Annotated in this window: 30 protein-coding genes and 1 tRNA gene; 16 read left to right on the forward strand and 15 right to left on the reverse strand. The window is 63.7% G+C overall.

Features of this window, described 5'->3' with window-relative positions; translation table 11 throughout:
* Positions 1 to 77 precede the first annotated feature (77 nt).
* The 5 genes from ACNO8S_RS10660 to ACNO8S_RS10680 form a co-directional block, all read right to left on the reverse strand.
* The gene (locus ACNO8S_RS10660) at positions 78 to 839 is read right to left on the reverse strand and encodes an aldo/keto reductase (protein ID WP_050036865.1); all 762 of its coding nucleotides are present in this window, start codon (positions 837 to 839) and stop codon (positions 78 to 80) included.
* Positions 840 to 919: 80 nt separating this feature from the next.
* Complete coding sequence (locus ACNO8S_RS10665) at positions 920 to 1279, reverse strand: DUF7344 domain-containing protein (protein ID WP_008312718.1); 360 nt, start codon at positions 1277 to 1279, stop codon at positions 920 to 922.
* A gap of 156 nt (positions 1280 to 1435) precedes the next feature.
* Positions 1436 to 4204 carry a PAS domain S-box protein gene (locus ACNO8S_RS10670; protein ID WP_050036866.1) on the reverse strand — a complete coding sequence of 923 codons (2769 nt, stop codon included), beginning with the start codon at positions 4202 to 4204 and terminating at the stop codon, positions 1436 to 1438.
* A 237-nt stretch (positions 4205 to 4441) separates the two neighbouring features.
* Positions 4442 to 5047 carry a hypothetical protein gene (locus tag ACNO8S_RS10675; RefSeq protein WP_008312715.1) on the reverse strand — a complete coding sequence of 202 codons (606 nt, stop codon included), beginning with the start codon at positions 5045 to 5047 and terminating at the stop codon, positions 4442 to 4444.
* A gap of 17 nt (positions 5048 to 5064) precedes the next feature.
* Entirely contained in the window at positions 5065 to 5706 is a 642-nt protein-coding gene (locus ACNO8S_RS10680; RefSeq protein ID WP_014040922.1) for a hypothetical protein, read from the reverse strand.
* Between the two features lie 75 nt (positions 5707 to 5781).
* Here ACNO8S_RS10680 and ACNO8S_RS10685 point away from each other — a divergent pair, with 75 nt between their 5' ends.
* Positions 5782 to 6384: a metal-dependent hydrolase gene (locus ACNO8S_RS10685; protein ID WP_023843365.1), complete on the forward strand. Its 603-nt coding sequence runs from the start codon at positions 5782 to 5784 to the stop codon at positions 6382 to 6384.
* Positions 6385 to 6448: 64 nt separating this feature from the next.
* Here ACNO8S_RS10685 and ACNO8S_RS10690 read toward each other — a convergent pair whose 3' ends face one another.
* The 3 genes from ACNO8S_RS10690 to ACNO8S_RS10700 form a co-directional block, all read right to left on the reverse strand.
* Positions 6449 to 6700: a KEOPS complex subunit Pcc1 gene (locus ACNO8S_RS10690; protein ID WP_129755431.1), complete on the reverse strand. Its 252-nt coding sequence runs from the start codon at positions 6698 to 6700 to the stop codon at positions 6449 to 6451.
* Between the two features lie 107 nt (positions 6701 to 6807).
* Positions 6808 to 6942 (reverse strand): DNA-directed RNA polymerase subunit P, encoded by a 135-nt coding sequence (locus tag ACNO8S_RS10695; protein WP_004517024.1) that lies wholly within the window; start codon positions 6940 to 6942, stop codon positions 6808 to 6810.
* Positions 6943 to 6968: 26 nt separating this feature from the next.
* A complete protein-coding gene (locus tag ACNO8S_RS10700) occupies positions 6969 to 7277 on the reverse strand; it encodes a 50S ribosomal protein L37ae (RefSeq protein ID WP_004591489.1) in 309 nt (102 codons plus the stop codon).
* A gap of 75 nt (positions 7278 to 7352) precedes the next feature.
* Between ACNO8S_RS10700 and ACNO8S_RS10705 the strand changes: the two genes are divergently transcribed.
* On the forward strand, positions 7353 to 7577 hold the full coding sequence (locus ACNO8S_RS10705; protein WP_008312705.1) for a hypothetical protein: 225 nt from the start codon (positions 7353 to 7355) through the stop codon (positions 7575 to 7577).
* Between the two features lie 35 nt (positions 7578 to 7612).
* Positions 7613 to 8257: a hypothetical protein gene (locus ACNO8S_RS10710; protein WP_050036867.1), complete on the forward strand. Its 645-nt coding sequence runs from the start codon at positions 7613 to 7615 to the stop codon at positions 8255 to 8257.
* Between the two features lie 21 nt (positions 8258 to 8278).
* On the opposite strand, the gene ACNO8S_RS10715 is transcribed toward ACNO8S_RS10710, so the two are convergent.
* Complete coding sequence (locus ACNO8S_RS10715) at positions 8279 to 9007, reverse strand: DUF2103 domain-containing protein (RefSeq protein ID WP_014040927.1); 729 nt, start codon at positions 9005 to 9007, stop codon at positions 8279 to 8281.
* Positions 9008 to 9067: 60 nt separating this feature from the next.
* Positions 9068 to 9904, reverse strand: a complete 837-nt coding sequence (locus tag ACNO8S_RS10720; RefSeq protein ID WP_014040928.1) for a pantoate kinase — start codon at positions 9902 to 9904, stop codon at positions 9068 to 9070.
* 144 nt (positions 9905 to 10048) lie between these two features.
* Here ACNO8S_RS10720 and ACNO8S_RS10725 point away from each other — a divergent pair, with 144 nt between their 5' ends.
* The 4 genes from ACNO8S_RS10725 (at position 10049) to ACNO8S_RS10740 (ending at position 11625) form a co-directional block, all read left to right on the forward strand.
* Complete coding sequence (locus ACNO8S_RS10725) at positions 10049 to 10351, forward strand: UPF0175 family protein (protein ID WP_004517029.1); 303 nt, start codon at positions 10049 to 10051, stop codon at positions 10349 to 10351.
* Positions 10348 to 10857: a hypothetical protein gene (locus tag ACNO8S_RS10730; RefSeq protein ID WP_014040930.1), complete on the forward strand. Its 510-nt coding sequence runs from the start codon at positions 10348 to 10350 to the stop codon at positions 10855 to 10857. Before ACNO8S_RS10725 ends, ACNO8S_RS10730 begins: the two co-directional genes overlap by 4 nt.
* A 137-nt stretch (positions 10858 to 10994) precedes the next feature.
* Positions 10995 to 11384 carry a prefoldin subunit beta gene (locus ACNO8S_RS10735; RefSeq protein WP_004591484.1) on the forward strand — a complete coding sequence of 130 codons (390 nt, stop codon included), beginning with the start codon at positions 10995 to 10997 and terminating at the stop codon, positions 11382 to 11384.
* Between the two features lie 4 nt (positions 11385 to 11388).
* Positions 11389 to 11625 carry a hypothetical protein gene (locus ACNO8S_RS10740; RefSeq protein WP_005537965.1) on the forward strand — a complete coding sequence of 79 codons (237 nt, stop codon included), beginning with the start codon at positions 11389 to 11391 and terminating at the stop codon, positions 11623 to 11625.
* A gap of 34 nt (positions 11626 to 11659) precedes the next feature.
* Here ACNO8S_RS10740 and ACNO8S_RS10745 read toward each other — a convergent pair whose 3' ends face one another.
* Positions 11660 to 11995 (reverse strand): hypothetical protein, encoded by a 336-nt coding sequence (locus tag ACNO8S_RS10745; protein WP_050036868.1) that lies wholly within the window; start codon positions 11993 to 11995, stop codon positions 11660 to 11662.
* 80 nt (positions 11996 to 12075) lie between these two features.
* Positions 12076 to 12639, reverse strand: a complete 564-nt coding sequence (locus ACNO8S_RS10750) for a hypothetical protein (RefSeq protein ID WP_420181890.1) — start codon at positions 12637 to 12639, stop codon at positions 12076 to 12078.
* A gap of 318 nt (positions 12640 to 12957) precedes the next feature.
* Between ACNO8S_RS10750 and ACNO8S_RS10755 the strand changes: the two genes are divergently transcribed.
* From ACNO8S_RS10755 to ACNO8S_RS10775, 5 genes are all read left to right on the forward strand, one after another.
* A complete protein-coding gene (locus ACNO8S_RS10755) occupies positions 12958 to 13419 on the forward strand; it encodes a bifunctional nuclease family protein (RefSeq protein WP_014040933.1) in 462 nt (153 codons plus the stop codon).
* A 43-nt stretch (positions 13420 to 13462) separates the two neighbouring features.
* Complete coding sequence (locus tag ACNO8S_RS10760) at positions 13463 to 14137, forward strand: HAD family hydrolase (RefSeq protein ID WP_014040934.1); 675 nt, start codon at positions 13463 to 13465, stop codon at positions 14135 to 14137.
* 90 nt (positions 14138 to 14227) lie between these two features.
* Positions 14228 to 16681: a bacterio-opsin activator domain-containing protein gene (locus ACNO8S_RS10765; RefSeq protein ID WP_420181891.1), complete on the forward strand. Its 2454-nt coding sequence runs from the start codon at positions 14228 to 14230 to the stop codon at positions 16679 to 16681.
* A 99-nt stretch (positions 16682 to 16780) separates the two neighbouring features.
* Positions 16781 to 17080: a HalOD1 output domain-containing protein gene (locus ACNO8S_RS10770; RefSeq protein WP_014040936.1), complete on the forward strand. Its 300-nt coding sequence runs from the start codon at positions 16781 to 16783 to the stop codon at positions 17078 to 17080.
* Between the two features lie 424 nt (positions 17081 to 17504).
* Positions 17505 to 18473 carry a terpene synthase family protein gene (locus ACNO8S_RS10775; RefSeq protein ID WP_050036872.1) on the forward strand — a complete coding sequence of 323 codons (969 nt, stop codon included), beginning with the start codon at positions 17505 to 17507 and terminating at the stop codon, positions 18471 to 18473.
* 84 nt (positions 18474 to 18557) lie between these two features.
* Here the strand turns inward: ACNO8S_RS10775 and ACNO8S_RS10780 are convergent, their stop codons facing one another.
* Together ACNO8S_RS10780 and ACNO8S_RS10785 are read right to left on the reverse strand one after the other, a co-directional pair.
* Entirely contained in the window at positions 18558 to 20066 is a 1509-nt protein-coding gene (locus ACNO8S_RS10780) for a (R)-citramalate synthase (RefSeq protein ID WP_014040938.1), read from the reverse strand.
* A gap of 196 nt (positions 20067 to 20262) precedes the next feature.
* Positions 20263 to 20607: a DUF192 domain-containing protein gene (locus ACNO8S_RS10785; RefSeq protein WP_014040939.1), complete on the reverse strand. Its 345-nt coding sequence runs from the start codon at positions 20605 to 20607 to the stop codon at positions 20263 to 20265.
* Between the two features lie 82 nt (positions 20608 to 20689).
* Between ACNO8S_RS10785 and ACNO8S_RS10790 the strand changes: the two genes are divergently transcribed.
* The 4 genes from ACNO8S_RS10790 (at position 20690) to ACNO8S_RS10805 (ending at position 24957) form a co-directional block, all read left to right on the forward strand.
* On the forward strand, positions 20690 to 21238 hold the full coding sequence (locus ACNO8S_RS10790) for a DUF7097 family protein (RefSeq protein ID WP_420181892.1): 549 nt from the start codon (positions 20690 to 20692) through the stop codon (positions 21236 to 21238).
* Positions 21239 to 21309: 71 nt separating this feature from the next.
* Positions 21310 to 22407 carry an ATP-binding protein gene (locus tag ACNO8S_RS10795; RefSeq protein WP_420181893.1) on the forward strand — a complete coding sequence of 366 codons (1098 nt, stop codon included), beginning with the start codon at positions 21310 to 21312 and terminating at the stop codon, positions 22405 to 22407.
* Between the two features lie 68 nt (positions 22408 to 22475).
* Positions 22476 to 23045, forward strand: coding sequence for a GMP synthase subunit A (locus ACNO8S_RS10800; RefSeq protein ID WP_004957654.1), 570 nt, complete (start codon positions 22476 to 22478; stop codon positions 23043 to 23045).
* A 55-nt stretch (positions 23046 to 23100) separates the two neighbouring features.
* Positions 23101 to 24957, forward strand: a complete 1857-nt coding sequence (locus ACNO8S_RS10805) for a DUF2070 family protein (protein WP_420181894.1) — start codon at positions 23101 to 23103, stop codon at positions 24955 to 24957.
* Positions 24958 to 25184: 227 nt separating this feature from the next.
* Here the strand turns inward: ACNO8S_RS10805 and ACNO8S_RS10810 are convergent.
* Positions 25185 to 25269: transfer RNA gene (locus tag ACNO8S_RS10810), tRNA-Ser, on the reverse strand.
* Between the last annotated feature and the right edge of the window lie 44 nt (positions 25270 to 25313).

The raw sequence follows: 25313 nt of genomic DNA on the forward strand, positions 1-25313 counted from the left end.
TCAGACTTCGGAAAGGAACGCTCACTCCGCGAGAATGATATGAAAAACGGCCAACAGCTAACCGCTCCGGGCAAGCATCACTCAGGAAACAGTTCTTTTTCGCGTTCGATGGCTTCGATGCGCGCAATTTCGGCGTCGGTCAGTTCCAGGTCGGCAGCGGCGAGGTTGGCTTCGAGATGGGGTCGGGAGGACGCCTTCGGGATTGTGACGACGTTCTCGTAGCTGGTCACCCAGGCGATGCTGACGGCGGCCGGCGACGTATCGTGCTGGTCCGCGATGTCGACGACAGTCGGCTCCTCGAACACGCGACCGCCCGCCAGCGGTGCGTACGCGACCAGCGGGTAGCCGTGTTTCTGGGCGTCAGCGAGCAGTGGTTCGCGCCAGAATAGCGGATGGAACTCGACTTGGTGTGCAGCAATTCCATCGAGGTGCTCGCGCGCAACAGTCAACTGGTCCGGCTCGAAGTTCGAGAGCCCGACGTGCTCGGTCAGTCCCGCCTCGCGCACGGACTCGACAGCGGGCAGCGTCGTTTCTGGGTCGTAGTCGCCACGCGGGCGGTGGACGTACAGGAGGTCGACGGTGTCGAGACCGAGTCGGTCGAGGCTGGCTTCCGTGCTCGGACGGACAGCGGTCGGCTCAAGGGCGTCGATCCAGAGTTTCGTCGCGACAGTCAGGTCAGCCCGATCGGTGTCGGCGGTGGCGATGCCTGCACCCACAGTACTCTCGTTATCGTAGATCTGAGCGGTGTCGAGGTGGCGGTAGCCACAGTCGATGGCTGTCCGAACGACAGCCTCGTCCTCGATACCCATCGTGCCGAGTCCGACTGGCGGGAGGTCCATGCTCCGGCGTTCGGACCCCCGTTAAAAAGGAGTAGCGGCTCCGACGGGCCACAGCCCCCCAGATGCGGCCCGCCGGTCGGTTAGAAGTCGGTCCGCTGCGTGACAGCTTCCGCGTGGTCAGCCCACTTTTCTACGGTCGGGGACCCCCAGTACTTCACTGCGCCGCTTCGCTCGTCGTAGTCGATGAGCCCGATCCGATGGAGGACTGGCAGGTGCTCCTCTTCGAGCTGCGTTCGGATCGTCGAGGGTGACGTATCTGTTGCGTCGACCGTGCTCGTCTCCCCATGCTCCGATATTGCCGAGGCTAGCGCCGTGACGTCAGCGGCCGTCTGGTCACCGCTCGCGAAGTAGTGACAGACGGCACGGCGTCGCCAATCAGCCAAAACCTCGAACACGTCGTCTACATCCGCCGTAGACAGCGTTCTGTCCGACGGCGTCATCCCACACCACTGGTCACTCTGAGACCCTCCATTCCTTTGGTTACTCATTTACGCGCATTAAATTAATAGCCCCCAATATTATTAACTCTGTACCTAGACGGCTAGGTACCCGTCGAACGCGCTGGCTGTAATTGCCAACAGCGTCACCGGCGCGTATCACTGCATATCGAACACAGCGTCGATGAGATTCCGCTGCGCTCGCCGGAGATGCTGATGGAGCGTCGGTGATGCGATACTGAGCCTCTCTGCCAGTTGCTCGGCGTTCGTATCTCGGGGCCAGGCGTAGTAGCCCGTCAGGAAGGCCGTGCGGAGGACTTCCTTCTGGCGGTCAGTCAGGTGGTTGCGTGGGTCCGTTTCGGTGTCAAGTATGTCGTCTGTCCGGTCGCACTCCTGCTTTGCCGTCAGCGTGCTGTCAGGCACCCGGTCGGAGACTGCGTCCCGTATCGCCCGGGAGTCGGCATCCGGCGGGGCCTCGACAGTAATAGAGAGCGCCCCGTCGTCGGCAACCACAGTCCGGCAGCGGGCACCGACATCGAGAAGCAGCGATTGGACGGTTTCTGTAACCTGCAACTCGATAATGCCGCTGGAATCGTCTGCACGGACGACCCGCGAACCGAGAATCTCCGTCTGAGAACAGAGATGCGCAGAGACTGCATCGGGCGGCCCTTCGTCGACGGAGACATAGAGGAGATGCGTCGGCTCGGTATCGACAGATTCGACGACCTCGATTCGGCATCCGTACGCATTCGCTGCCGAGACAAGGGGTATGTCGGAACATTCCGATTCGAATGTCAGTTCGAGCGTGGTATCGTCAGACAGGAGTTGCCTGTTCTGGACCGCGGCGAGCGTGTACCCGACCATCTTGCCGAGGACAGCGAAACTGTCAGCTATTCGGCCGCCGAACGCCGCTGGCTGGTCGGCGTACACGCAGAGAACGCCGTGGACGGTGTTTCCCTGAACCAGTGGAATCGCTGCGGCGGACTTGAACCCCTGCTCGCGAGCAGCGGCCCCACACTGCTTGAATTCGGACGGGTCGCCGCAGTCCTGTATCGTCTGGACCGCACCTGTCACGAGGGCTGTTTCACACAGCACTTGGTCGTTCCCGTCACTAACGATGAGTTCGTCGAGAACGTCACTATTGTCGCCGGCTACCGTTTTCGGCACGAGTCTATCGTCTGCGCCGGCTCGCTCACCGATCCACGCTAGCTCACAGAGGTCCGATTCGACAATGCGCTCACACACTGTCTCTGCAGTCTCGTGGCGAGTCGCGGCACCACCCAAAGCGTGAATGAGGTCCTGTATGAGCATGTTGACCCCGTTGAGTGTCGCCAGTTCGTCGCGCTGTCGTTCGATCGCATCCTGACGTTTCCGCTCTTCGGTGATGTCCTGATGGATCCCGACGGCCCTGATCGCCTCGCCGTCGTCGTTCCACTCGAACACCTTCCCGATGTCCCGGATCCATCGCCAGTCCCCGTCTTTTGTCCGCATCCGGAACTCGCTCTGATACAGATCGGTCTCCCCGGACTTCAGTTCCGCGAGCGCCTGTTCCACTCGGTTGAGGTCGTCTGGATGGACGAGGTCGGCCCACGTCTCGTAGTGTGGCTCCAGTTCGTTCGTGGTGTAGCCGAGCATCCCGGTCCAGCGCTCGTCGAAGGTGACATCGTTGGTTTTGGGGTTCCAGTCCCAGACGCCGAGTTCCGCGCCTTCGAGCGCGAGATTCAATCGCTCAGTCATCTCCTGATACTCCCGCTCGCGGTTACAGCGCTCCGTGATGTCCCGAGCGACGCCGATCAACCCGCTGTAGTTGCCGGCTTCGTCGTGAATCAGCGTATAGTTGATCGACACCTCCCGTTCGGTACCGTCTTTCCGATAGAACGTCAGATCGGCAGTCGTGCTCTCCTTCTCAGGCGTTTCGAGCAGCGTTTCCACAGTCGCCTGCCCCTTCGACAGTTCACCGGGGGCCAGCACTGTCGAGGCGTGTTCGCCACACAGTTCGTCCGGCTCGTACCCGAGGTTCGCCGCGAACGACTCGTTACAGAAGTCGATGACACCCCGTTCGTCGAGCGTGTAGAGGCCGTCCTGTGCCTGCTCGACGAGGAGATCCAGCAGCGCCGTGCGGGCATCACGCCGGGCGGTTTCGGTGATGTCTCGCAGTAGGACGAGCGTGAGTCCCCCTGCGGCGTCCGGTAGCTCGTGCCCGTGTCGAAGGAGGTACTGGTCGCGGTCGCTACCCGGAACCCGGACCGCAACCGGTTCAGTCGGGGCGTCCCGGAGTCGCTGTAGCTGTCGACGGCCGCCGGGCGTGTCGGGGAGTGCCGTCCGCATGGCGTCGTAAAAGCCCTCGACCCGGCGGGTATCGTCGAGGCGGTCAACGAACGTCGACACCGAGTCGCTCGACCAGTGTACCGTTCCGTCATCCGCCAGTAGGACAGCGATTTCGTTCGCTTCAGCGCGCGATTCGATTCCGGACAGCGCATCTCGGAGCGCGGACTCGGTCCGATCGGCCGACGCCGACACGACGCTGACAATCTTCTCCGCCAGAAACGTCGGCTGTCCGTCCCCCTGTTTCCTGACGACCGTCTCTGCATCGTCGAAGACAGTCGCAGCGCTGTCCGGGGCAGTGGCGTCGGTGTAGAGGACGACCGGGTAGCGGTCGTTCGACACCAGTGGGGCCGGGATATCGCCCAGTCCAGTCGGGTCGAGGACGAGACAGGAGACCGCTGTCGACGCGGCAGCTTCCAACGCGGCATCCGTCGTTGCCACGCTCGTCACCGTCATCTCGGCGCTGTGATCCGCCAGAACCTCGTGTATCTGCTCTCGTGCCGTCGCGTCGGAGTCGAGATACACGACTTCGATGTCTCGACTGGCAGCGCCGGTCTGTCTCGCTCCCGCAAACGCGACATCGTCGAGGCCATTCCCAATCATCGCCCTGGTATGCTGTTCAACCACTTTACTGAGGCATAATAACTGTTCGGCGGCCACAGCAGCTCCAGACAACGAGCCGACACGTTTGCCGACACAGTGGCTACCCCATCGGGGATAACACACGGTTCCTGTCGTACCCCATCGGACAGAAAACGCTTGAACCGGTGACGCACTGTGTTCAGTCACCACAGTCCCGCCAGCTATCATCCCGGCAACGGGTCCAGTGACACATCCGAGTCAGTCGACAACGGACAGCCGCTCTCGGAGGGTTTCTGCGACATCGGTGAGGTGGGCCTGTCCGAACGCCGCGACCAGGAGCGCCCCGAGCGAATTGAACATCGTGTCCCGGACCGTGTCGTCGAGGCCGTGTTGCGCCAGCGGCATCGTGACACCCGTTTCGGTGGCGATGATGTCGAGCGCGAACTCGAACAGTTCCCAGATCACGCCGAAGGACAGCACGACGACGAAGATGTACACGAAGAAGACGCGCTTGGGGATGTGAATCGAATCGTTGTGGAGGTCGATGGTCCGGGCCGTCGTGTACCCGAACGCGGCGATGAGCGAAGCCGACATCGCGTGGGTGAGGTGGTCCCACCAACCGATCTGTCCGTAGAGCCCGGCCGACCCGAGGGTGTGCAGGAACACCGCGGTCGTGATCCAGAGGGCGAGCCACGGGTCCAGAGCCAGATTGTAGTTTCGCCGCATCACCGCGGGGAGAAACGTGACGAGCAGGCCGATACCGCCGTTCGTGATCGGCTTCGGTTGGCCGGCGACGATGCCGTAGCCGACCAGCCCGAGCAAGACGAGTTGCATCGCGCGGGTGATCCGCCGCTGGTTCCGCATCGACGGTCGGGGCAGCCTCATCGCCGCACCATCCGTCGGAGACCACGCCAGAGGCGGCGGTCCCGCCGTCTGAAGTAGCCATCGAACAACACACCCGCGGCGAGTCCGGCGAGGGTGACGTACAGCCACTCGGTCATCAGCGCCTCGTTGGTCGTGAGATACGACGTCCCGAGAAACCGGTCGGCGTTCCACCGGAACACCGTCCAGGCCGCCACGGCGGCGAGTGTCGTCAAGACGACGAGACAGACGGCAAACCAGTGTGTGACTTCCAGCTCGGTGAACATATGCAGTTCCACGATGACGAGTAGCGACAGCGCTGCCAGCGAGAGATACGTGGCAAAGGTTCCGACCGTCCCCCCGACGAGGCCGCGGACCAGGATCGGCAGGCAGGCGAGAAAGAGCAGTTCCCAGGGCAGCATGACGCGCCACTCGCGGAACGCCACCGGCGGCACGAGGACGACGAAGCCGACGACACCGACGAGCAGTATCCACTGGTAGTCGATATCGAGGACGCTTTCGACGAACACAGCCGTGAGAATCGCGACGAGCACCCACGCGATGATCGCGTTGGTTCGCCCGTCACGAAAGAGCTTCTCGAACGTGTCATCGAGGTCGATAGCCCCGAGACTGCTGTCGGGACGGCCGGCACCATCGCTCATTGCAGTGGACTGGGGTACGACGGAGAATAAACCCAGCGACGTGTTTATACCGGCTACGGCCCCTTGTACAGGTATATGATGCTGCCGACGCACGCGATAGCGGGGCTCGCAATCGCGACACCGCTGCTCGTCCTTGCGCCAGACCACGCCGCAGTAGCGCTCGCTGGCGGCCTCGTCGGTGGCGTTTTGCCCGACCTCGACCTGTACTCGGGCCATCGGCGTACGCTGCATTACCCAAGCGGGTACACGCTCGCGGCGCTCCCGACCGCCGGGTTCGCCGCTATCCTCCAGACACCGCTGCTCGTTGCGCTCACGTTCGTACTGCTGGGCGCTGCCCTCCACTGCCGGATGGACCGGTACGGCGGCGGCCTTGAACTCCGCCCGTGGGAAGGCACGTCCGAACGCGCCGTGTACGACCACGTCCGCGGGCAATGGCGGTCGCCCAAGCGATGGATACAGTACGACGGTGCACCGTCGGATGTGGGGCTGATGGTACTCGTGGGTTCGCCGCTGTTCGTCGTTCTAGACGGGCCGTTCCGGTGGGTCGTCGCCGCGGCCCTCGTCACCGGTGCGACGTACAGCCTCCTCCGGCGTCGACTGGCAACCCTGGCCCCGGTCGTGTTCGGCAACGTTCCCGAGTCGATCTCGGCCCACGTCCCGGACCGTTACCGGCAGTAGCGCTCGGCTACTGACCCGTTTCCGATATTTCTGTGACGCCGCCGTTATTTCCGCGCCGCTTTCCTCACTGCGGTCCCGCGACAGCGTCTTCAGCGACGCCGCGTAGCGTCAGCCATGTGTTGATTCCGGCCCGCAGTGCGACGAGATCACTCGCCTCGACCGTGAGTTCGACCCGCTGTCCGTCCCGGCTGAGGCGCGCCGTCGTCCGGTCCCCCTCGATGTCGTCGATTTCGGGACGGATGCTCCGCTCGATGGCGCGAGCCCGGTCGGCGTTGTCGTACTCCGCAGTCAGGTGGGTCTGATGTGGTGCAGTCATACTGTTCGAAATGGGAGCGTCGTCGTATCAGTCGCGGGACTGCCCCAGAAAAGCCGTTTGCAACGTGGCGCAGTCGGCCGTCGACCGTCAACGGCGTACCGACAGTCTCAGTTGACGTTGATCTCTTTGACGTCGGGTGACCGCTCCTTCAGCAGGACGCGGTGTCCGCAGTACGGGCAGCGAACGCCGCCGTACTCGTCCAGCGTCACGTCGCGCTTACAGCGTGAACACTTGTAGCTCATAGTTGAGAGATTGGAACGGGGGTCCTTTACTCCTCGTCTTCGGACAGTGCGGCCCGAATGGAGCGTCGGACGGTCTTGCCGCCAGGCGTCTCCGGCTTGTAGCTGCCGCCGGTGAACTTGTAGTCACAGTAGCTGCACTGCCAGATGCCCGTCCCCTGGCGGTCGACTCGGTCTTCGCCGCAGTTCGGACAGGCGTGGTCCTCGTTCATCTCCGATTCGATCTCCGCGACGCGGCGTCGAGACACGCGACCGTAGCGAGCGCCGAAACGGCCCGAGCTGCCGGTCTTTCCGCTCTTGCTAGCCATAGTGGTCTGTTGTCCGCCGAGCGGCCACATAAGGCCTTCGAGATGCGGCCCGGTCGACCGACGGCCACAGGGATTAACAGGCCCGGCCGGCAACGACCGACTGACATGGACGAGCTACTCGACGTCGTCGACCTCGTCGCGGACTCCGGGTTCGAGGGTATCGTCACATGGCTCGTGCGAATCGTCGGTCTCGTCGCGCTGCTGGGCGGGCTCGGGCTGTGGCTGTTCACCGAGATGGGACTGCTCGTCGTGCCGGCAGTGCTGATACTCGCCGGTATGGTCCTGCTCGTCGCGCCCAGCATTCTCCTGCTGACCGCGGAGCTAGCCTAGAGAACTCAAGAGGGAGGCGGGCAAACCGTCGGTCGATGGCAGCGTTCGACGGGCTTCGAAGTCGCCTCCAGCGGGTCGCACCGGCCACGAGCGGGCGGCTTACGGCCTCGGAGTTCTTGCTCTCGGGCGCAGCAGCCGGACTGCTCGGCTGGGGCGGCACCCAGGCGCTCACCTGGCTCGACCACGCCAACGGCCAGCTGCTCGCAACGGTGCTGTGGGTCGTCTTGATCGGCGGCTTCGTCGGCCTGACGGTCCTGCACGCACCGGACTCGGTCCGCTTCTCCGACGCGATGCTCGCCTGGGGAACGGTCAACACCACTGCGACGGCGCTGACGGTCGGCGGCCTCCTCAGTGTCGTCCCCGAACAACTGGCGTACTGGCACGCGTGGGTCGGCGCGACGGCCATCGGCTACTGCTGGACCGGCGGCGTTCTGAAAGGGGCGGGTCAGCCCGCGCGCGGACGCGGCTACCTCGGAGCGGGCGTCGTCGGCCTCTGTCTGCTGACTATCGGGGCCGTCGCGTTTCCGCTGGTCGCCCCGACCGGCTATCTGGCGCTCGCCGCGCTCCATGCAGGTCCGATGGTACTCGACGTGCGGACGGCGTTACCGGCTGTTCACCGGACTGGTGTCGTTGGAGCCGCGGTAGCCGCTGTGCTCGTTGTCGGCGTTGTCGTGGCGTGACAACCGGTCCCGGCGCGGGTGCTACTCCTGCAGTTCGGCTTCCTTGAGTGCCTCGTTCAGATCGGCCCGGACGTGTTCGCCCAGTTCGCGGTCGCCGGCCGTCGTGACAACGCGGTTCTCCTGGACGCTTGAGCCGTCGCGGATGAGCACCCGGACGTTGCCGTTGGCGTCGGCGCGGGTCGCCTTCGCCCGGACGCCCGTCGGCGAACTCGCGCCGCCAGCGTCGATGGGACCGGGGATGACCTTCTTGACGTGGGGGTGGCCGGCGACGGTCTGGATGACTCGCTGGCCCGACCGGCCGCCGATGAGCGTCGAGTGGCTCCCGCCGAGTTTCTCCGAGGGCGCGGCGTCGACCACTTCCAGCGCGGGCTCGCCCTGGCGGTCGATGACCCGCTGAACCGGATCGTCGCCCTCGACGCGGAAGAACTCGTAGTGCAGTTGCGGGCGGACGGCGGCGATGACGTCGCGGTCGCCCGTGACGTACACCTCCTCCGGTCGTTTCCGTCGCACCTCGTCCGCGACGAGGCCGGCGAAGTTGCGGAGCTCGACGACGACCGTTTCGTCGCTCCCCTCGCCCTCCGGCGTCGTCGTCACCGTCCGCTGGCCGACGACCGACCCGTCCAGCAGCGAGGTCACTGTCGCCCGCTCGCGGTCGAGTTCGAGGACGACGGCGTCCGTATTGGCAGTGTGACAGACCAGGCAGTAGTCGCCCGGTCGGTCGAGCGGCGTGGCACACTGCCGACAGTCCATAGCTGTGGCTACGGCTGCGCGCTGATAAGGAAGCCGGTTCGGTGGTTTTGCGACGTGTGGTCAGCCCTCGTCTTCGATGGTCGCACCGGGCGGATAGATAGCGGCGACGGTCGCATCGTAGCCCGCGTCGGTGAGGCCGGTCCCCAGCGCAAACACCGTCTCGCCGAGCATCGCCATCGCGGCGTCCCCGCCCGCTTCGGCCACGTCGTCGATGACGCTTTTCACCTCCGGCGTCAGCAGCTCCGCTTCACGGGAGAACTGCCGGGAGGCCTGGATAAACGTCGACAGTTTCGGCTCCTTGACGACGGTAGAGAGCGCGCGCTCGCCGGCAGCTGTCAGGATGTCCGTGTCGCCGCCGACGACATCCGCCGTCGATAGCTCCCCGAGTGTGACGTACTCGATGCGGCTGCGGGCCGGAATGGCGTCGAGATAGTTGAACTGCGGCCCGCCGGGTTCGAGCCGGAGCGGCACGCCGCCGCGGGCCTGCGCGACAACGTCGCCGAGCCCGGAACCGGCCTGGACCTCCGCGCCGTGGGCGATGGTCACCAGTTCGTTGTACGAGAGCCCGTGGCCGAAGACGGCATTGGCCGCCAGTGCGGTGCCAAGCGCCAGCGCGCCGGAGACGCCGAAGCCCGAGCCGAGCGGGAGCGGTGTTTCGGCGGTGACAGTCGCCGTGGTTCGCAGCGCGTCCAGCACTCGCTCGACGGCTTCCACCTCGATTTCCTCGCCGTTCAGCGTTATCTTGGTTTCAGCCCCGCGGCTGACGGTAACAGAAACGCCGTCAGACAGGGCCAGCCCGCCGCCGCGGGAGCCGGTCTCGATCGGGTCATCGCCACGGTCAACGGTAAAAAAGCCCGTGATGTGGCCGGGGACGAACGCGTGTGCTTCGTCGGTCATTGCCTCCTCGTGGGACCCAGTGGCGTTAAGGATTGGTGGTCGCCCGCTCCGTCCGCACACGCTCCGCCCAGAGTTTCAAGAGGCCGACAGGCGGTTCTCCGACCCGTAGTTTGATGTGTGTTTACGGCGGATGACTGTGCAAACATGCCGACAATCAGCGCGCGGCTCCCGAGTGAAGAGAAAGACGAACTGGACGACGTCGCCGAGTTGCTCTCCGAGGACCGGTCGACCACGATTCGGAAAGCCCTGCGGGAGGGACTGGAAACGCTCCGGCTCCGCGTCGCCGTCGAGCAGTACCAGTCCGGCGACGTGTCGGCGGCCGAAGCCGCACAGCTTGCGGACCTCTCCATCGCCGAGTGGCTCGACGTGGCCCGCGAGCGAAACCTGACGACGCAGCTTGAGCTGTCCGACTTGGAGCTCGACGCCGACACGGCCGCGGAGCTATGACCCGCATCTACGTCGGGCCGACGTCGCTGTACTCGCTGGGACAGGTGGGGGAACTGTCGCTGCTGGACGCGTTCGACGGCGACATCGTCATTCCCGAGCCCGTCATCGACGAGGTCCAGGTCGAACCGACCGCAACGAACCTGACCGAGTACCGCGAGAACGGCATCGACACCGGCGTCGACGAGGACTACGTCGACCAGGCCGAGTCCCTGCTCGGCGATTCCGACCTCGGAGCCGCTGTGACGGTGCTCGCCGGCGTGTTAGCCCACCGCGACAGCGACGACCGCTCCGCCGTGGCCGTCGTCTCCGAGGACCGCACTGTCCGCCGGATGGCGCAGGGCCTGGGGGCAGAGGTGACGAGCAGTTTCGGCGTCGTGGTCCGGGCCGCTATCGAGGACAAGTACCTCAAACCGACCCAGGCGAAGCGGATCGTCAGGCGGATTGATCAACACGGGATGCACCTGACCGGGGAGCTACGGGAGCGGGCGGTTGGAGAGGTCGCCTGAGTTCACTGCCGCGAATAGTGGGTTCATGTCTTTTAGCGCCGGGTTTTCGACAGAACGACTGTGCTCTCAGCCCCTTGCCACCCCGCTGCTGGACTTGAAAGCGTGGGTTTAACAGTGCGGCCCCCAACTCTGGAGGTATGCAGGGTAATCTTCCGCCTGAAGCACAGGAGAAGCTCGAGGAACTGCAGGACCTTCAGCAGACAGCACAGCAGGTCGCCGCACAGAAACAGCAGGCCGAGACAGAGCTCCAGGAGTCCCAGACGGCTCTGGACGAGCTCGACGACATCGACGAGGACTCGACCATGTACCGCGAGGTCGGCGAACTCCTCGTGAAGACCGAGTTCGACGAGGCGCAGGACGACCTCGAAGAGAAGGTCAACAGCCTCGAAGTCCGCGTCGAGACGCTCGAAAAGCAGGAAGAGCGCGTCCAGGAGCAGTTCGAAGAGCTCCAGAGCGAGCTCCAGCAGATGCTCGGTGGCGCAGGCGGCGCGGGTCCGGCCGGCGGCCCCGGCGCTGGCGGCGCATAAGGCGATGCCGACAGACGATGAGGTCGTCGAGACAGCCTCGACCGCAGCCGAAGACGTTGTCTTCTCGCGATACGATGTCAGCGCGGTCGAGGACCTCGACGTGACTGTCACCTTCGAAGACGGCGTACTAGATGTCGACGTGTACGTCAACGCGCCCGACAGTCGTCAGGACGAGGCACAGGTCGCGGACGACGCTGCCCTTGCCGCTCGGGCCGCCGTCGACGACCTGTTCGAAGAATAGGGACCCGCAACGGAGCGGGCAATCGCTCGGTGTTCTACCGACGCCGCGAACCGTCAGTCGTGGCTGGGTCCCCGGTCCGGTCGCTCGCGAACCCGGTTCGGAACGCAATCCAGCCGAGCACTGAGACGAACAGTATCGGCGGGAGAATCATGAACCCCCATAGCGGGTCTAAGCCCCAGCCGAGTAGCAGGGCCAGGTCGAACAGCCCGATAGCGAGAAACGGCGAGACGAACAGGAGGGCGCGCTTCCGGTTCACCCCGTCCGACGATTCCGACGCCGACGAGTCCTCGTCACCCGCAAGGAGGTCTGCAGTCGTACGGTCACGGGGTCCGTCGTCGGCGTGGACGCTGGACTCGGCGGTGTCATCCATACCCGTCACTCGGAGTTCAGCAAGCAAAAAAACCGCGCTTGGTCGATCGTCGAAGGAAGAGCCGTCAGGTCAGGGGGGGATTACGCGTCGCTGTCGTCGCTTTCGTCGTCAGTGGACTGTTCGTCGTCCGCGTCCGTCTCGTCGGTGTCCTCGTCCGCATCCGCGTCGTCAGTGGACTGTTCGTCGTCCGCGTCCGTCTCGTCGGTGTCGTCCGCGTCAGCGTCCTCGGACGCGGATTCGGTTTCGTTCTCGGCCCCGTCGCTCTCGTCACCGGGGGTCAGGTCGCTGATCTGTGCGCCCAGGTCGCCCGCGAGTTCGCCGGCCTGCTTCTGCCCGATGAGCGTGTGAATCTCGCTGACGAAGTCAGGGACCTGTCCGGGGAGGTCCGACGGCGGGCCGCGCTGGTCGCCTGCCTGGCCGGCGTCAGCGGGCGGGCCGCGGCGGTCAGCTGCCTCGGCAGCGCCGCCTGATTCGTTCTCGTCTGCGGTCGTTGTTTCGTTCGCTGCCTGCTCGGCGGCGTTGTCCGCCTGTGCGTTGTCCGCGTGGTCATCGGCCTGTGCGCCTGCTGCGCCGGGGAGTGCCGCCGCCGAGCCCGTGATGACGAGCACGGCAAGCAAGCCGCCGGCAATCGTAGTGAGTTTCATTGTGATCGTTGCCTCCGCTCGTCTCTCTGGCCCAGTGGCATATGAAGGGGGCAAGCCGAAAAGGCGAATTAAGTCGAATTTATCCGAATTGGACGCTCTATTTCCCGTTTTAATTCGGTTTAATCGCGATTCAGTGTGCGCTCACCAGGCCGTCGCGTCCAGACTGGACTGCTGGGCGGGATGGCTGGCGTGCGCGTCACGCGGTCGGTCCGGTCGACGGAGGCGTAGCCGGAGTCGGCCAGGCGAATAACGGACAGGATAGACCCCTGAAACCGCCGCCGGGGTAGCTTTTCATACCCGCAAACCCAACACTGGTCCATGGAACACGATGCCACGGTCGAAGGGGTCGGCGTCGGCGTCAGCGAAGAAGGGAGTGGCACGCCGGTCGTCCTGCTCCGTGCGCGCGAAGAGATTGTCCCCATCTTCGTCAGCAAGGACCAGGCCCAGTCGATGCAACTGGCGATGGCCGGCGAGCCCTTCGAGCGCCCGCTCACCCACGATCTGCTGGTCGAGATGGTGACGGAGTTCGGGGGCGCCATCGACCGGGTCCGTATCGACGATCTGGCCGACGGGACCTTCTACGGGAAGATCGACGCGGAGCAGTACACCGACGACCGGCGGAAGGACATGGTGTTCGACGCCCGCCCTTCGGATGCCATCGCGATTGCCCTCCGGGTAGACTGTCCGGTCGTCGTGACAGACGATGTTATCGACGAGGCCGGGCGACCGCCGGAACAGTTCGACCAGAGTGGGAGCGGCAGCGAAGACCTCGGACTGTGAGAACACGAAACATTTCTGCGTCTGTCCGCCCTTGATACCCTTGATGGGGTACGAATCGGTCATTTTCGACAACGACGGCGTGTTGCTGACGCTGACTGACATGGACGCACACTACGTCGGCGCGCGCCGGGCCTTCGAGGAACTCGGCGTGCCGTCGCCGTCGACAGCCCACGTCGAGGCCATGAGTATCGGCGTGACTGTGCCCGAACTCACCGACATCTGTACCCAGTACGATATCGACCCCGAGCGGTTCTTCCGGGCCCGTGACGAGGCACTGACCACGGTCCAGCGGGCGCTTATCCGGGCCGGCGAGAAACAGCCCTACAGCGACGTGTCCATGCTCGACCGACTGGACTGTCCGCTGGGCGTGGTCTCATCGAATCAACGGGACACCGTGGCGTTCGCGTTCGAGCATTTCGATATCGGTCACTACTTCGACACCGTCTGGGCGCGCGAGCCGACAGTCGAGAGCCTCCGCCGGAAGAAACCCCGGCCGTACTACATCGAGCGGGCGATGGCGGACCTCGATGTCAGTGACGCCCTGTTCGTCGGCGACAACGAATCTGACATCGAGGCGGCACACCGGGCCGGAATCGACTCGGCGATCATCCGTCGTCCGCATCGGACCGACACCCGACTCGACGTGACGCCGGACCACGACGTGTCCGGCCTCGAAGACGTGGTTCGGATCGCTGGCCGACGCAGCGGGAGCGACTGATCCGTATCCGGACCTAACAGATACATAGTCAGCACATTCTGGTACGTATACTGAAAGCAACCTTTCCCATGGCAAGTGCCGTGAAACGGTATGGAGAAGCCGGTCGGTGGAACGGACGAGAACGAACAAGCGGCATGCGACACACCGGCACAGCAGTCTCCCCCTGTGCTGTTGGAGACTCTCGCCGCGCGAATGCCCGAGCCAGTGGTCGTCACCGCCGCGGACGGGGAGATACGGACCGGGAACGATCACCTCTGTGACCTCCTCGACTCCGACCCGTCGGACGTGTTCGGGCGTCCGATAGCCGAGTTCTGCCCGGATCTGCGTGACGTTGACCTCGGAACCCACTGCAATCAGTCGCCAGGAACACCGCTGACGTCGTCGTGTTCCGCCGGCGACACGGAACGGTGGGTCGAAATCGCCTTCGAACCCCAGCAGTGGGACGGCGAGGAACTGTACCTGGGTATCGTCCACGACATCACCGAGCGCCACGAGCGGACGGAGATGCTCGAACAGTACGAACGCATCGTCGAGACCATCGAGGACGGCATCTACACGCTCGACGAGGGGTTCACGATGCAGACGGTCAACAGCGCCGTCGAGTCGATGACCGGCTACGACAAGGACACGTTGGTCGGGTCGAACGCGACGCTACTGGCGGACGAATCCGTTATCGAGGAGGCCGCGGAGATGTCCCGGCAGTTCATCGAGGGCGAGCGCGACGTCGGGACGCTGACGACGGACCTCAGAACCGCTGACGGGGACACGCTTCCGATAGAGACCAAGTTCACGACGTACGACCGCGAAGACGGAAGCTATCGGCAGGTCGGCGTCGTTCGGGACATCTCGGACCGGAAGCGGTTCGAGGAGACGCTCGCGGCGCTGCACGAGTCGACCAGAAAGCTGCTGCACACGGAAACCAAGACAGCCGTGGCCGAACAGATACTCGACACGGCCGTCGACGTGCTGGAACTCCCCGACGTGGAGATCTACCTGTTCGACCGAAGCGACAACACCCTTCGCAGCGTCGGCGACGCCGAAGCGGACCGAAGCGCGTCGGTCGGGCCGGGTCAGAGCACAGTGTGGGACGTGTTCGTGCAGGACAGCGCCGTCGAGGTCGCCCCCGGCGAAAGCATCGACCTCGGAGCGGGACCGGTCACGGCGAACGCGAAGCGGCTCTGCCTCCCGCTCGAAGACCACGGCGTGTTCTACGTCGAACTGGGCGAGCAACACAGCGACGCCAGGACCCGAGAGATGGTGGATCTGCTCGCCGCCAGCGCGGAAGCCGCGCTTGCGCGCGTCGACCGCGAAACGACGCTCCGCGAACGCGAGGCCGAGCGCCGCGAACAGAACCGCGAACTGCGGCGGCTCAAGCAGGTCAACGCGATCATTCGACGGATCGATCAGGTGCTGGTCGAAGCGGAGACCACCGAGGAGATCGAACAAGCCGTGTGTGACCAGTTGGCCGAATCCCAGTGGTTCTCCTTCGCCTGGATCGGCCGACAGGACGCGACGGAACTCGTCCCCAGAGCGTGGGCGGGCGACACCGCCAGCTATCTGGACGCCATCTCGCTGTCGCTGGAGCGCGAGGGCGGGCCGCCGGCCGTCCAGACTGCACAGTCCGAAGCGATGACTATCGTCCCGTCGGTGGCTGACAACCTCCGAGGCGACCATTGGCGGACGGAGGCGCTCTCCCGCGAGTTCCAGTCGGCGCTCAGCATCCCGCTCGAATACGACGACTTCGTCTACGGTGTCCTGACGGTGTACGCCGAGCAAGAAGACGGGTTCGACGAGATGCTTCAGGAGGTGTTTGCCGAACTCGGTGAGACCATCGCGAACGCGATACGGGAGGTCGAGTCCCGGCAACGCCGGGCCGGCGACGGCACTGTCGAACTCGAACTATCACTGTCAGCCCCGCAGTCGTTCTTGACGCACTTCTCGGATCGCGTCGGCGTCCCGGTCGTCTGTGAAGGGGCCGTCCAGCGGAGCGACGGTGCGATCCGTCTCTTCCTCGCTATCTCGGACTGCGACCCGTCTGTCGTCAAGGAGCAGATGCTGTCGATGGCTCGCGTCGACACCGCGCGAGCGATTTCGACCGACCAACTGGACGGGCTCTATGAGGTTGTCGTGACCGGCCAGACTGTCGCGGAGACGCTACTGGAGCAGGGCGGGCGGTTGAAATCGATCCGAACGTCGACGGGCGGACTCACGGTGACAGTTGTCGTCTCGGGCGAAACTGACGTCCGCCAGTTCGTCGAACAACTCGGCGAGCGCTACGCGGACGTCAAACTGATCGCGCGCCGTGACGGCGCACAGTCCAATGGCCAGCGGGACAGTACAGTCCGGTCGGCGCTGGAGGAGCAACTCACCGACAGACAGCTCGAAGTACTCCAGACGGCGTATCTGAGTGGCTTCTTCGACTGGCCTCGGGAGACGACCGGCCAGGAAATCGCGGCCAGCCTGGACGTGTCACAGCCGACGGTCAACCGGCATCTCCGCGTCAGCGAGCGAAAACTGCTCGAACTCGTGTTCGGCGATAGCTGAGACCGTCGCTATAGTATTAGTGACCAGTCCGGCGGGCTGTATCTGTATAGCCACAATCACCTTTTCAATCACTCATCAAGGGACAAACAGCGACAAACTATGTCCCAGGCAAAACTGGTCTACAGACCGACACCCAACGAACCGTTGAGCGAAACCATCGTCCACGCTGTGGCCGACACGCTGGGTATCGACCCCGTCGACCTCGATGACCGAATCAGTGACTGTATCGACCCTGATGCGCTGGACCGGCTGTTCCGTCCGGATACGGACGGCACCCCGAGCCCTGACGGGCTGGTCGTGTTCAGTATGGCTGGCTGTCGTATCGAAGTCGAAGGGAACCGTTCGGTGCTGGTGACACCGTCCCGCGACGTCTCGGCGGCAACTGGACTCGAAGCGTAACTCGACTCCGTGTGCGGGTGTTCTGCTGGCGCTGTGTACCCTTACCCGTGGCCCTCGTCAAGAGGTGCATTATTATCGCCTTATTTTCCTCACTCATTTGAATATCATTGAGAAAGTTCAGTAAGCAGATATTTCCTTTGCAGTAGCAATTGAAAAACTGGTACGTAACTTGGAGTAAAATTGTGTAAGTATACCGTTAATAGAACATTACCAGCACCCTACAGGTCAGTACCACTATAAGCGCAACTTCGCCTCTCGAATGTATGGACCTCGGACACCAACTGATCGAAACCGGCTCGCAGTCGGGCAAGAGCGTCGAGGCAGTGACCGGCCAATCTGAAGAAGTAGAATCACCCAAAAGTCGGTTAATCAAACATTATTCCACTGCCGAGATGCAGGGTGCAAGCGTTGGGGGACAGTCACAATGAGTGTTGAGTCACCCTCGGTCGATACACAGGACCTTCTCGAAGAGGTTCGGACGACCAGTCTCCCCGACCGGGTTGCAGAACTGGCAGACGAGTACGAGCGGGTCTGTGGCGAGCGTGACCGATTCCTCTGGCAGTGGATCTACTCGCTGTTCCCCGAGTTCACGCTCTCCTCCGTCCACCCGGACCACGCAGACCACGTCCGGACGCAGAAGACGGTACTCACGATGTACGTCACGATTCTGGACGACATCGTCGAGAACGACGGGGACCGAGACACCTTCGAAGAGGCCCGACGACTCGTGCAGGATCCGTCGTCCGTTGACCCGAGCCGTGCGGCGGTAAGCGAGGAATATTTCTCCTTTATCGAGCGTGTGTGGCGAGAGTTCGAGGGGGGACTAGCTGACGCGCCCCGGGTCGACGAGTTCTACGACGTGTTCACCTACGATATGCGACAGACGCTGAACGCGATGGATTACAGCGCCGTCGTCAACGAGAACCCACGGATTGCGAACCTCAGCGGGGCCGAAACATACGGGGCACATAACATGGTAATGTTCCCCTACGCGGCCGTTGACCTCATGTATTCGCCGGAATTCGAACTCGCCGATTACGGCACGGTCCGGGACCTGATCTGGGACCTGCAAGAAATGGCCCGCATCGGCAACTGGCTCACGACCTGGGAACGAGAAGTCAGGGAGGGAGACTACACCGCGGGAATCGTCGTGCTGGCCCTTCAAGAAGGGTTCGTCACTCCCGAAGAACTGGAAAACCCTGACGGAAAGGCCGAACTCATCGACAAAATCAAAGCCGAACAGTTCGAGGCCCGGTTCCGGGACCGGTGGGCCGACATCTACCAGTCCGTGCGCGACCGCGAGTTCGATACGGACAGCGTCGACCTCAACGCGCTGGTGGAGGGCATGGAAACCGTGTTCCAGTACCACGAAGCCAGCCGCGGACACAAGTAACGTACCGGGATCGGCCCCGTGGTCCACGGGCACACTGGCGTCTAATTCTACGGAATATCAGTCGAAACGGGAGGTGCTGTGCCGTCAGTCGTCGGCGACGAGCGGGTCCTCGTCGTCGGTGACGAGGCGGTCCATCGCGTCGACCATCGCGCGCACGGACGCCCGTGTGATGTCAGAGTCGCTGGCGGAGACGACGACGTGGTCGTCGCCGCGCGACATCTCGATTTCGACCGTGACGAGCGCGTCCGTTCCGCCGGTGATGGCGTCGACGTGGTAGTCTTCGAGCGTCGCGTCGGCGGTGTGGGACAGTGCCACCTCGGCGGCGTTCATCGCGGCGTCGACCGGCCCGGAGCCGACCGCTGCCTCCTTGCGTTCCTCGCCGTCGACCGCGAGTCGGACGCTCGCCGTCGGCGTGTCGGAACCGGAAACGGCGGTCAGGCCGAGCAGTTCGACCCGGCGGTCGCGCGCGTCGCCGGTCACCTCGTCGGCGATGGTCAGCAGGTCGGCGTCGGTGACGCGCTTGCCGCGGTCGCCGATCTCCTTGACGCGGCTGACGATTTCCGAGAGCTGGTCATCGGTGACCTCGACATCGTGCTCGTCGAGGGCGGCCTCGACACCGGCTCTGCCCGCGTGTTTGCCGAGTGCGAGGCGGCGCTCGCGGCCCACTTTCTCCGGCGGGTACGGTTCGTACATCGAGTCGTCCTTGAGCGTGCCGTCGGTGTGGATACCGGACTCGTGGGTGAAGGCGTTCTCGCCGACGACCGCCTTGTTGGGAGCCAGCGGGATGCCGGTCCGGTTGGCGATGAGCTGGGCGAGGTCGTACACCTCGGTCAGGGCCATCGACTCGACGCCGTACCCGTGGTCAAGCGCGATAGCGACCTCTTCGAGGGCGACGTTGCCGGCGCGCTCGCCGATGCCGTTTATCGTCCCGTGGACGAGGTCTGCACCTGCCGCGATGGAGACCAGGGCGTTCGTCACTGCGAGCCCCAGGTCGTCGTGGGTGTGGGTACTGACTGGGCCCAGGTCGGAGAGCCGGGAGACGCATTCGAGTGCGCGGTCCGGCGTCGCGTGACCGACGGTGTCGGCCCAGCAGATGCGGTCCGCGCCGGCCTCGACGGCGGCTCCGAGCAGTTCTTCGAGGTAGTCCAGGTCGGCTCGCGAGCCGTCCTCGCCGATGACCTCGACCCAGAGCCCGTGGTCGGCGGCGTACTCCACCAGTTCGACAGTGTTGTCGACGTTCTCGGACTTGGACGTGCCGACCTTCTGCTCGACGTGCTTGTCGCTGGCCGGAACGACGAGATTGATGCCATCGACACCACAGTCGAGTGCGAGATCGATATCGTTCCGGATACCGCGACAGAAGCTAGTGACGGTACCGTCGAGGTCGAGCCCCGCGACGCGAGAGATCGTCTCGCGCTCGCCGGGGCCGGTACAGGCGCTCCCGGCTTCGATGACATCGATACGGGCCGCGTCGAGCGAGCGGGCGATATCGGCCTTGTCGTCCGGCGTCAGTGACACGCCGGGGGCTTGCTCACCGTCGCGAAGTGTCGTGTCGAGAAACTGTACCTCACCGACATCTGAGAGCGCACGCATCGCTGGGTGCCCCTCGAACAATGTGTTCTGACTCACAGAAGATGCTCCATCACGCGCCACGAATTTCGCGGCCAGCCGCCTCGCGGCGACTTCCTCTATCCTCCGTCGGGTATTCCGACATAGTGGTGTCTACTCTACTCTTCACGGTCTAAAAGGTGACGGAACTGATTACCACGACCCATGCTATTGAGACTCGTTATTCAAGACGGACCGTATCGCCCTCGGAAACGTCCGACGCCGCGCCACCAGGCAGTTCGATGACAGTATCCGCGTTCGCGTAGCCGACCGAGCGCCAGGGCTGTAGGGTTTCGACGGCCTGGACCTCCTCGTCGACGAGCCAGAGCACGTCGAGTGGGAACCGGACGAACAGCATATGGATGAACTGTCGGCTCGCGCGGTCGAAGGGGAAGACCAGCGCGTAGTCGTCGGGAATCGACGACCGGAACATCAGCCCCCGGCCCTGTTCGAGCATCGACTCGGCGTACTCCACCTCCGTCGCGAGGGAGCGAGCCGCGCCGTCGGGGTCGTGGACGAGACGCATACCACCGCGGAAGTCGTAGGCAGGCAAAAAGTCTTCTGTCGGAACGGAGGGTTTGAGGGGGCACGGCCACTCACTATGTCACATGGAGAAGGCTCCCGGGGGGACGTCCGTCGGCGTCGACGACCCATACGACCACGTCCAGCGGTGTGACTTCGTCACCGGCGAGGGGAAGTGTCGCTGGGCGCGCGAACACGGCCACCACGACCCCGAGTTCGCCAACACCCGTAGTGCCGACGACTTTCGCTGTCCGGCAGCGATTGCACCCGATGACGCGGACGCAGACGCGGAGCCGGAATGGGATTGGGTCGATTGTCCGCATTTCCGCTCTCGGAACCACGATCGGGAGTGTGTTCGTTGCGGACTCGAAGAGCGGCGGATGGCCCACTCCGAGGACCGACCGCTGCTAGAGGAACACCACCTCTCGTACCGCGAAGGCGGCAACGAGCTATCACACGAAATAACGGTCTTTCTCTGCCGGTGGTGTCACGCGCAGATCCACCAGTCGTGGGCGCGGCTCGACGACGACGCGAATCCGGACCCTGAAGCCATTGCACAGCGGGAACAGCGCCGCTCTAAGGAGCAATCCGAACTGGGGTTTGAATCGGCTGCCGACCGCTACGACGACTCGTAGCTCCACTCGATTATCAAACCCGATAATCAGTGGCAGACGGATAAGTAGGAACACAGTAACTGATTAGTATAGTGACCTCTCCGGCGCTCACGAAGCAGTCGCTGGGGACGGGATATGTCGTCGCAACGGGTTTCGTGATTTCCGGCGCGTTACTCGCCCACGGCATGTCTATCGTCCGGCCGTCCCCGATAGACGTGGTCATCCTCAGCGTGGGGTTGACACCGGCGCTAGCCCTGGTAGCCGCGAACTACTGGCTCCCGGTGAGCGGACTGTCCGGAGATCAGATATGGACTGCCGCGGAGTGGTGCGGACTGGGCATCGCGCTGTTTACGCTCATCAAAATCGTCGTGCTGCTCGCCCCAGTACCGCAGTCCTCGATGATCCCGTCGATACTCGCAAGCGGGGTCGCAGTCGGCGGGTTTGGCGGGGTTCTGTTCGGGTGGCTGCTGGAACTCCGGCGGTCCCGGCGCAGACTCACCCAGAGCAACGAGGTGTTGTTTCGAGTGCTCAGGCACGACCTCCGGAACGACCTCAACGTCGCACTCGGGCATCTCGGCGAACTGCAGCGGGAGACAGCAGAGCGTGGCGACTCCAAGTCGCGTGCGCACGTCGAGCAGTTGAACGGTACTATCGACGATATCATCGCCACTACGGAGAAGGCGAGGCAGATAGAGTTCGCGTTCGACGCGGACCGTCGCGCACAGCAACCGATCGACCTCGTGCCGTGTGTCAGAGAACAGGCGAAAAAGATCACGCAATCGCACCCGGAGACAACTGTTGAACTCGACCTCCCGGATCAGTCGAAGGTGTACGCCGACTGGATGCTCGACACTGTGCTTCGGAACGTCATCGAAAATGCGGTCGTTCACTGCGAAGATACCCCGACGCTGTATATCTCAGTCGAAGAACACGGCCGAACCGTGTTCGTTCACGTCGGGGATAACTGCCCGTCGATTCCACAGCACGAACGGGATGTCCTCAATAGCGGCGTAGAGACACAACTGTGCCATTCAAAAGGGATCGGGCTCTGGCTGACGACGTGGATCGTCGAGAGTTACGGCGGGGCAGTACACCTCACGACCTCGGACGGCGGCAACACCGTGACGCTGGAACTGCGTGGCCCGACAGTTCTCGACGGGGTTCGCCAAACCCTTCGAGAGTGGCCCTGAAACCGGACGCGGGGGAACCGTCGACCGCATCAGGAGATATATACGCCTTCGTAGCCTTCGCGTCAGTAATGACCCGAATCGACGTTATCGACAATCACGGACAGTTCACACATCTGGAGCAGCGCGCGCTCCGGGACATGGGCGTCGACGTCTCACTCAGGGACAACACGACCCCGCCAGAGGAGATCGACGCCGACGGCATTGTTCTCTCCGGCGGCCCCGACATGGACGATATCGGGAACTGTCCCGAGTATCTCGATCTCGACGTGCCCGTGCTCGGCATCTGTCTGGGGATGCAACTCATCGCCGACGAACTCGGCGGTCGGGTCGGCGGCGGCGAGTACGGCGGCTACGCGGACGTGACGGTGGACATCCTCGATGATGACGACCCGCTGCTCGGCTCGCTGTATCCCGAAACGCGTGTGTGGGCCAGCCACGCTGACGAAGTGAAGGAAGTCCCGCCCGGATTCGAGCGGACCGCGACCTCCGATGTCTGTGGCGTCGAGGCGATGAGCAACACAGACGAAGCGATATACGGCGTCCAGTGGCATCCAGAGGTCGCTCACACCGAAGAGGGCGAGGAAGTGTTCGAGAACTTCCTGTCGGTCTGTGACCAGCAGTCTGTCGCTCGCCAGTAATCGCTGCAGCGTGATGTAACTGGTTTTATATTCACGCGTAGGATGTGATACATAAATGACGGCGACACAGGGAAATCTCGCTAGCCTTTCGCGGTTTATTTTCAGGGCTCCGACCTGGTATACGAGCCTGGCCTTTGCACTGGTCATCGCGGCGATGACTGGTATCGTTGCGTTCGATTCGCGGTTCATCCTCGACGACGCCTGGCAGGGCGTGTTTCTCATCGGCCTGCCGACCTCAATCGCCAGTGCCGTGACGCCGTGGGTCGACCGGCAGCTGGGCGGACAATTAACCCCGAACCGGGCCACGCTGCTTGCGGTCATCTGTGAGTTGATCACTATCGCGATGCTGACTGTCGCCGGCGTTATCGCCATCTTTACCGTCCGCCTCGGGCAGAACTTCGTCTTCGACGTGCTGTTAGTCGCGCTGGCGTCGATATTCGCCTTCCGGCTGCTGATACTGATGGCCGTCTCGCGGCACTCACTGCTGAAGGCGGCGATTCCGGCGAGCGTCCAGACGGTCACTGCCGCCGTGTTGCTGGCGATATACAGCGGGGCGACCGCGTTTATTCTCGAAGACCCGATGCTTCGGGAGTACCTCTCCCGCCCGGAGGAGGTCCCGCCGCAGGTACAGGGGTTTATTCCGCAGGACTTCATTATCCTCGCGGTTATCTGTGTCATCTACGCGCTAGCAGTCTGGCTGTTCCTGGTCGTCATCGACCAACCATGGCGCTCCTCGCTCGGCGTTTCCGCGCTGGATTTCCTCCGGGGGTTCATCGGGCACATCGCCGAAGGCACGCGCGAACTGGAGGAGTTCTTCGAGGACATCGGCGAAGAAGCCGTCGTCCCGGTCACCTTGCTGTCGGTCCGTCGGCCGGGCGGCGAGGAGAAAGCCCGGTTCGTCCTGCCGATGATTCACCCCGGCCCGATGGGTGAAATCGGCGGCGGCAACCTCCCCAGACGCGTCGCCGAATCGGCCGACGGCCTGGCCTTCCCGCCACACGCGACCGCCGGCCACGACTTCAACCTCGTCACGGAGCGGGAGGTCGACACGATCCTGTCGACCGCAGAGACGGCGTACCAGAACCTCGAATACGACGACCAGGCGACGGCGGGCCTCCGTGTCACAGAGGGCGAGGCCACGCTGACGGGGCAGGCCTTCGGCTCCGATGCGCTCGTCGTGAACACGTACGCGCCGGGCTGTGCCGACGACGTGGAGTACGCCGTGGGTCTCTCAGCGATGTCGGAAGCGCGGGCCGACGGGCTCGACGACGTACTCCTGGTCGACGCACACAACTGCAACGACGGGCTCGAGGGCGACGACCTCGGCCACGTCGTTCCCGGCAGTCAGCGGTCATTCGACATGCTCCACGGGGCCGGTCAGCTTGGAACCTTGCTCACAGATGCCGAAACCGGCCAACTCCGCTGTGGAGTCGCCTGGGACAGGACCCCCTGGGAGCCCGAGGAGGGCATCGGCCCGCTCGGAATCCGGGTCTGTGTCTTCGAAGTCAACGGCCAGCGGACGGCGTACGTGCTCATCGACGGCAACAACATGGAGCCGGGCCTCCGTCAGCGCATCATCGACGCCGCCGACGGCGTGGATATGATGGAGGTGATGACCAGCGACACCCACATCGTCAACACCGTCGAGGCCGAGAATCAGGTCGGACAGGTCATCCCCGAGAAGGAAATCGTTGCGCTCATCGGGGACCTCGTCGACAGAGCCGTCGCCGACCTCGAACCCGTCGAGGCCGGGATGGCGAGCGAACAGGCGACCGTGACGGTGTTCGGCAACGACCGGACCGAGACGCTGGCCTCGACTGCCAACGCGATGGTCTCGATGGGTGGCGCACTGGCCGGGGCGTTCATTCTCGTCGTAATGACGATCAGCGTGTTGATTTTCCTGCTGACCTGACGGCGGTCGGCCGGATACGATCCGATTCCTGCAGCACTACCGACTCGCTACGCTCGCCGACTCTGGTACAGAGAACGCCGAGGAGGAGATTTGAACCACGCCCAGACGGTCCGGGCGTGCGGCGCGGTGCGCCGTTCCGGGCTGCGACTGGTCTACTCCAACTCTCCACGCATCACGGTCCTGCAGCACTGCCGACTCGCTGCGCTCGTCGGAATGGCTGCAGAGAACGCCGAGGAGGAGATTTGAACTCCTGAGTCCGTGAGGACAGTTGCTCTCGAAGCAACCGCCTTGGCCAGGCTAGGCTACCTCGGCTCACCCATCAGTACCGCCGTTTGCTCTTTAGGGGTTTCGATTTC

Source organism: Haloarcula sp. KBTZ06 (genome assembly GCF_048595605.1).
Classification (GTDB): Archaea; Halobacteriota; Halobacteria; order Halobacteriales; family Haloarculaceae; genus Haloarcula; species Haloarcula hispanica.

Excerpts from the sequence above, each read along its gene's own strand:
- ACNO8S_RS10660 (WP_050036865.1), bottom strand. The coding sequence starts at position 839 with ATGGACCTCCCGCCAGTCGGACTCGGCACGATGGGTATCGAGGACGAG.
- ACNO8S_RS10665 (WP_008312718.1), bottom strand. The coding sequence starts at position 1,279 with ATGACGCCGTCGGACAGAACGCTGTCTACGGCGGATGTAGACGACGTG.
- ACNO8S_RS10670 (WP_050036866.1), bottom strand. The coding sequence starts at position 4,204 with ATGATTGGGAATGGCCTCGACGATGTCGCGTTTGCGGGAGCGAGACAG.
- ACNO8S_RS10675 (WP_008312715.1), bottom strand. The coding sequence starts at position 5,047 with ATGCGGAACCAGCGGCGGATCACCCGCGCGATGCAACTCGTCTTGCTC.
- ACNO8S_RS10680 (WP_014040922.1), bottom strand. The coding sequence starts at position 5,706 with ATGAGCGATGGTGCCGGCCGTCCCGACAGCAGTCTCGGGGCTATCGAC.
- ACNO8S_RS10685 (WP_023843365.1), top strand. The coding sequence starts at position 5,782 with ATGATGCTGCCGACGCACGCGATAGCGGGGCTCGCAATCGCGACACCG.
- ACNO8S_RS10690 (WP_129755431.1), bottom strand. The coding sequence starts at position 6,700 with ATGACTGCACCACATCAGACCCACCTGACTGCGGAGTACGACAACGCC.
- ACNO8S_RS10695 (WP_004517024.1), bottom strand. The coding sequence starts at position 6,942 with ATGAGCTACAAGTGTTCACGCTGTAAGCGCGACGTGACGCTGGACGAG.
- ACNO8S_RS10700 (WP_004591489.1), bottom strand. The coding sequence starts at position 7,277 with ATGTGGCCGCTCGGCGGACAACAGACCACTATGGCTAGCAAGAGCGGA.
- ACNO8S_RS10705 (WP_008312705.1), top strand. The coding sequence starts at position 7,353 with ATGGACGAGCTACTCGACGTCGTCGACCTCGTCGCGGACTCCGGGTTC.
- ACNO8S_RS10710 (WP_050036867.1), top strand. The coding sequence starts at position 7,613 with ATGGCAGCGTTCGACGGGCTTCGAAGTCGCCTCCAGCGGGTCGCACCG.
- ACNO8S_RS10715 (WP_014040927.1), bottom strand. The coding sequence starts at position 9,007 with ATGGACTGTCGGCAGTGTGCCACGCCGCTCGACCGACCGGGCGACTAC.
- ACNO8S_RS10720 (WP_014040928.1), bottom strand. The coding sequence starts at position 9,904 with ATGACCGACGAAGCACACGCGTTCGTCCCCGGCCACATCACGGGCTTT.
- ACNO8S_RS10725 (WP_004517029.1), top strand. The coding sequence starts at position 10,049 with ATGCCGACAATCAGCGCGCGGCTCCCGAGTGAAGAGAAAGACGAACTG.
- ACNO8S_RS10730 (WP_014040930.1), top strand. The coding sequence starts at position 10,348 with ATGACCCGCATCTACGTCGGGCCGACGTCGCTGTACTCGCTGGGACAG.
- ACNO8S_RS10735 (WP_004591484.1), top strand. The coding sequence starts at position 10,995 with ATGCAGGGTAATCTTCCGCCTGAAGCACAGGAGAAGCTCGAGGAACTG.
- ACNO8S_RS10740 (WP_005537965.1), top strand. The coding sequence starts at position 11,389 with ATGCCGACAGACGATGAGGTCGTCGAGACAGCCTCGACCGCAGCCGAA.
- ACNO8S_RS10745 (WP_050036868.1), bottom strand. The coding sequence starts at position 11,995 with ATGGATGACACCGCCGAGTCCAGCGTCCACGCCGACGACGGACCCCGT.
- ACNO8S_RS10750 (WP_420181890.1), bottom strand. The coding sequence starts at position 12,639 with ATGAAACTCACTACGATTGCCGGCGGCTTGCTTGCCGTGCTCGTCATC.
- ACNO8S_RS10755 (WP_014040933.1), top strand. The coding sequence starts at position 12,958 with ATGGAACACGATGCCACGGTCGAAGGGGTCGGCGTCGGCGTCAGCGAA.
- ACNO8S_RS10760 (WP_014040934.1), top strand. The coding sequence starts at position 13,463 with ATGGGGTACGAATCGGTCATTTTCGACAACGACGGCGTGTTGCTGACG.
- ACNO8S_RS10765 (WP_420181891.1), top strand. The coding sequence starts at position 14,228 with ATGGAGAAGCCGGTCGGTGGAACGGACGAGAACGAACAAGCGGCATGC.
- ACNO8S_RS10770 (WP_014040936.1), top strand. The coding sequence starts at position 16,781 with ATGTCCCAGGCAAAACTGGTCTACAGACCGACACCCAACGAACCGTTG.
- ACNO8S_RS10775 (WP_050036872.1), top strand. The coding sequence starts at position 17,505 with ATGAGTGTTGAGTCACCCTCGGTCGATACACAGGACCTTCTCGAAGAG.
- ACNO8S_RS10780 (WP_014040938.1), bottom strand. The coding sequence starts at position 20,066 with ATGCGTGCGCTCTCAGATGTCGGTGAGGTACAGTTTCTCGACACGACA.
- ACNO8S_RS10785 (WP_014040939.1), bottom strand. The coding sequence starts at position 20,607 with ATGCGTCTCGTCCACGACCCCGACGGCGCGGCTCGCTCCCTCGCGACG.
- ACNO8S_RS10790 (WP_420181892.1), top strand. The coding sequence starts at position 20,690 with ATGGAGAAGGCTCCCGGGGGGACGTCCGTCGGCGTCGACGACCCATAC.
- ACNO8S_RS10800 (WP_004957654.1), top strand. The coding sequence starts at position 22,476 with ATGACCCGAATCGACGTTATCGACAATCACGGACAGTTCACACATCTG.
- ACNO8S_RS10805 (WP_420181894.1), top strand. The coding sequence starts at position 23,101 with ATGACGGCGACACAGGGAAATCTCGCTAGCCTTTCGCGGTTTATTTTC.